Origin of the sequence: Zoogloea sp. LCSB751 (assembly GCF_002028455.1) — a bacterium.
Classification (GTDB): domain Bacteria; phylum Pseudomonadota; class Gammaproteobacteria; order Burkholderiales; family Rhodocyclaceae; genus Zoogloea.
Map to the genome: position 1 here is coordinate 1 of NZ_MWUM01000175.1, position 274 is coordinate 274.

The window sequence follows — 274 nt, forward strand, 5'->3', positions numbered from 1 at the left end:
GCATCTCTGCTCAAGCTGGCCTGCAGCTCGGCCATCCGTTCCTGGGCGTAGCTATGGCGCAGGCCGTGGGCACCGGTAGACCAGCCCAGCGCCCGCTCGCTGGCGGCGGAGCCGCTGTTGCTCCAGCGTTGGCCGCCGCCGATGTCGTAGTGGGACTGGTAGTGGATCCCGCGATCGGTGATCGCCAGGGGGGCATCGAGGCGCACGGCTTCCAGCCGCTCGGCCAGGGCGTGGGGTAGCAGCACCTCGCGCACCAGCCCGCCCTTGCCGTGGA

Annotated in this window: 1 protein-coding gene; it reads right to left on the bottom strand. The window is 71.2% G+C overall.

Going from position 1 to position 274, the window contains the following annotated elements; all coding sequences use genetic code 11:
* A partial coding sequence (locus B4920_RS26255) for a hypothetical protein (RefSeq protein ID WP_216820052.1) occupies positions 1–274 on the bottom strand: 274 nt, incomplete at both ends.